Raw genomic sequence first — 3,547 nt, 5'->3', positions numbered from 1 at the left:
GGCCGTTGAGCGTGGTCATCGGTTCCTTCGAGCAGTGACGGGGTTCAGGGACAGCGGACGACGGCGCAGGCTTCGTAGCCGGGAGCTCGGGCGCGTACCCAGCGTTCGACGTTGCCGCCGCGGGCGATGGCGGCGGTGGCGTAGACGTCGGCCCACAGCAGGCTCGGGCCGGCGACCGTCGCGGACATCAGGGCCCGCGCAGGGGCGCCGGTGTGGGGATCGACGATGTGGTGGCCGCGAGCCGCCGTGCCGGACGTGGCCACGCCGCCCGCGCGTACGGTTCGCACGGCCAGCAGGCGGCCGCGGTCGCGGGGGTCTTCGACGCCGACGCGCCACGCCGCCGAATCCGGGGCGTGCACGGCGACCACGACGTCGCCGCCCGCGTTGAGGCAGTAGTCGTGGTCCGGCAGCCCGTCGAGGAACGTGGCGGCGGTCTGGGCGGCCCAGCTCTTGACGAGTCCGGACGGGTCGTAGCCGGCGGGGAGGTCGGCGTCGAACCAGCCGTCGGTGCGCTCACGGGCTTCGACGCACAGTCGCGCGACTTCGCGGACCCACGGATGCCGATCGCCGGGCGGGAGTTCGCCGCGGCGGATGCGGCTGACTTCGCTGCCGGGCCGGTGGAGGCTGAACAGCCGGTCGATCGTGCACAGGTACGAGAACACCTCCGCGACAACGGATTCCGCCGCGACGTCGGTGCGGACACCCGGGCCTCGCAGGTGCAGGCTGATCGGCATGCCCATGATCACGCGCATCCATGCGCGCCGGTCCGGCCCGGTCACCGGTGGGCCGCGTCGATCGCGGATTGGAGGGACTGGAGGTAGCCCTGCGAGGTGTAGGTCGCGCCGCTGACGGTGTCGATCTGCGCGCTCTGCGCCTGCAGTACCTCCTGGTTCAGGACCGGCACCGCGGCGGAGTTGATGCGCACGTCGCGGCCGGACTCCTGGGGCACCTGCAGCACGCGCGCGGCCGTGATCTTCCCGCCTGCCACGGTGATCTCGACCTGGACCGGGCCATACGGCGTGTCGGCGGCCGCGCCGGTGAACGTGCCGGCACCCGAGCCGGTTGCGGAGGGGGCCGACGGCGCCGAGGTCGAAGGCGACCGGACGACACCGGGTAGCTGCGCGGTGACCGAGGTCTGGTTCGTGCTCGTGCGGTAGCTGAACAGCAGGACGACGATCGACACGGTGGCCGCGATGGCGATGGCGATTCTTCGCATGTCCGGAGCTCCTACCAAGCGAACTGTTCGAAGTGGACCCGCTCTCGCGGTACCCGGCACTGCTGCGCGGATTCGCTCACGGCGCTTGCCCACGCGGTGGGGCCGCAGATGATCACGTCGTGCTCGGCGATGTCGGGCACGAAGTAGCGCAAGATGGTGTGGTCGGGCACGGAGGCGTAGAGCGCGGGTAGCCACGAAGCGCGCCCGCGAGCGCGGTGGCCCGGCAGGTAGTGGATCCGCACTCCACGGGTCCGTGCGAGGTGCTCGAGCTCGTGGTGGAACAGCGCGTGCGCGGGGGAGGAGAACCGGTAGAACACCACGGCTTCGCCGGGCTCGTAGGGCAGTTCTTCCAGAAGTGCCCGCAACGGTGTGATCCCGATTCCGGAGGCGAACATCGTGATCTTGCGTCCTGTTCGGACGCTGCCGGTGAGGGCGCCGTACGGGCCTTCGAACCACACTCGCGTCCCCACGGGCAGAGCCGCGAGCCGCGCGCTGCCGGGGCCGAGGTCCCGGGCGGTGATCCGGAGGCGGTGGCCGTCCGGTGCGGCGGAGAGGGAGAACGGCTTGCCGCGCGTCCACCCGGCACCGTGGAACCGCCACACGAAGAACTGTCCTGCCACCACTTTCAGCCGGTCGAGCCGGCGCCCGCGCAGATACACGGATACGACGCCGGCACCTTCGGGCACCACGCGGTCGACCACAAGGCGGTGCCGCAGGCTGAGCGCAAGCGGGAGTGCCACGCGGAACACCAGCAGCGCTCCGGCGGCGGCGGCGTAGGCGCTCCACCAGAACACGGTCGCCGTGGCCGAGGCGGTGAAGTCCTCGCCCGTCCACAGCTGGTGCGGCAGGGCGAGGCCGACACCGAGGTAGGCGTAGAGGTGCAGCAGGTGCCACGACTCGTACCTCAACCGGCGCCGCGCGGCCCGGACCGACGTGACGACGACCAGGACGAGCGCGGCCGTGCCGGCGGTCGCCAGCAGCATGCCCGGGTACGTGGTCACGAGATCCCACACTTCGGCGAGAAGTCCGGTGTGGTCGGTCGCGGCGTAGCCGAGCGAGATCAGGACGATGTGCAGGCACAGCAGCACGAACGAGGTGAACCCGGTGAGCCGGTGCCGGCGCGCCAGCGCGTCTTGGCCGTAGCTGCGCTCGACCCACGGGATCCGCGCCATCAGCAGCACCTGCAGCAGCAAGAGCGCGGCGGCCAGCAGGCCGGTCAGCCGGCCCGTCGACGTGAGCGCGGCCGCTACGGATCCCAGCTGCTGCACGCCCTGGTCCGAAACCCACAGCGCCGCGACGAACAGGAGCATCGCCCAGGCCGCCAGCCCGGCGGCGTCGCGCCACCACCGGTGGAGCGGACGGACCCGGCGCGTGGCGGGAACTTCGCCGGGCCGGATCGCGAGGGGAACGGTGGACATCGGGTGCTCCTGGTGGTGTTCGTGGTGTCACCACCTTTGCGGAGCGCGGTTAGTTCCCGGCGTGATCTGGGTGAGAAGACGGTAAGAGTCGATCACCGTCGACGGTGAACCCCACGACGGCCCCACCCCCCGAGCGCAGGCGGGCGACGACGGTTCCGTCGTGCGCCGCGGCTGTTTCGCGCACGATCGCCAGCCCGAGCCCGGAGCCCGGCAGCGCCCGGGCCGCGTCGGCGCGGTGGAAGCGGTCGAAGACGTGCGGCAGGTCCTGCGCGGGAATCCCGGGACCGCGGTCGAGGACTTCGATCTGTCCGCTTCGGACGGTCAGCTCGATCGGCTCGCTACCCCCGGCATCGAACTTCACCGCGTTCTCGAGCAGGTTGGCCACCGCACGCTCCAGCCTGCGCGCCTGCCCTGAGACGACGGTGTCGTCGGCGTCGACCACCACCGCCCGGCCGGACCGTCGCCGCACCCGCTCGGCGGCGCGCTCGGCGACCGCGGCCAGCTCGACCGGGCCGGTCTCTTCGCTGTCGTAGCGCCGGGTGGCGAGGTCGACGATCTCGGTGATGAGGTGCGTCAGCTCGCGCGTTTCGCCGTCGACGTCGTCGAGCAGTCGTATGCGGGAGTCGGGAGACAGCTCGTCGAAGCGCCGCATCACCTGGGCGTTGGTCCGCAGGCTCGTCAACGGTGTGCGCAGCTCGTGCGCGGCGTCCTGGACGAGGCGCTCCTGGTCGGCGCGGGCGTCGGCGAGCCGGCTGAGCATGTGGTCGAAGGACGTGGCCAGGCGGCCGACCTCATCACGTCCACCAGTGGGGACGCTCGCCTGCACGAGGCCGCCGTCGGTCACCTGCTCGGTGACGGCCGTGAGCCGCACGAGCCGGCGGGTGATCTGGCGCGCGAGCAGCCAGCCCGCGAG

At 71.9% G+C, this 3,547-nt stretch carries 4 protein-coding genes; all 4 read right to left on the bottom strand.

Annotated features, from left to right (window positions below):
- Positions 1–44 precede the first annotated feature (44 nt).
- On the bottom strand, positions 45–779 hold the full coding sequence (locus AB0M56_RS50405; protein WP_364190760.1) for an FAD:protein FMN transferase: 735 nt from the start codon (positions 777–779) through the stop codon (positions 45–47).
- Complete coding sequence (locus tag AB0M56_RS50400; protein WP_364190757.1) at positions 776–1,216, bottom strand: FMN-binding protein; 441 nt, start codon at positions 1,214–1,216, stop codon at positions 776–778. Before AB0M56_RS50400 ends, AB0M56_RS50405 begins: the two co-directional genes overlap by 4 nt.
- Positions 1,217–1,227: 11 nt before the next feature.
- Positions 1,228–2,634: a ferredoxin reductase family protein gene (locus AB0M56_RS50395; RefSeq protein WP_364190754.1), complete on the bottom strand. Its 1,407-nt coding sequence runs from the start codon at positions 2,632–2,634 to the stop codon at positions 1,228–1,230.
- A 49-nt stretch (positions 2,635–2,683) separates the two neighbouring features.
- Positions 2,684–3,547: HAMP domain-containing sensor histidine kinase (locus AB0M56_RS50390; protein WP_364190751.1), on the bottom strand; the 864-nt coding region annotated here is incomplete at its 5' end.

Origin of the sequence: Amycolatopsis sp. NPDC051372 (genome assembly GCF_040682095.1) — a bacterium.
In the GTDB taxonomy this organism is placed as follows: Bacteria; Actinomycetota; Actinomycetes; order Mycobacteriales; family Pseudonocardiaceae; genus Amycolatopsis.
Note: the sequence above shows the minus strand (reverse complement) of the source record. Positions and strands in the feature narration are given on the sequence as shown.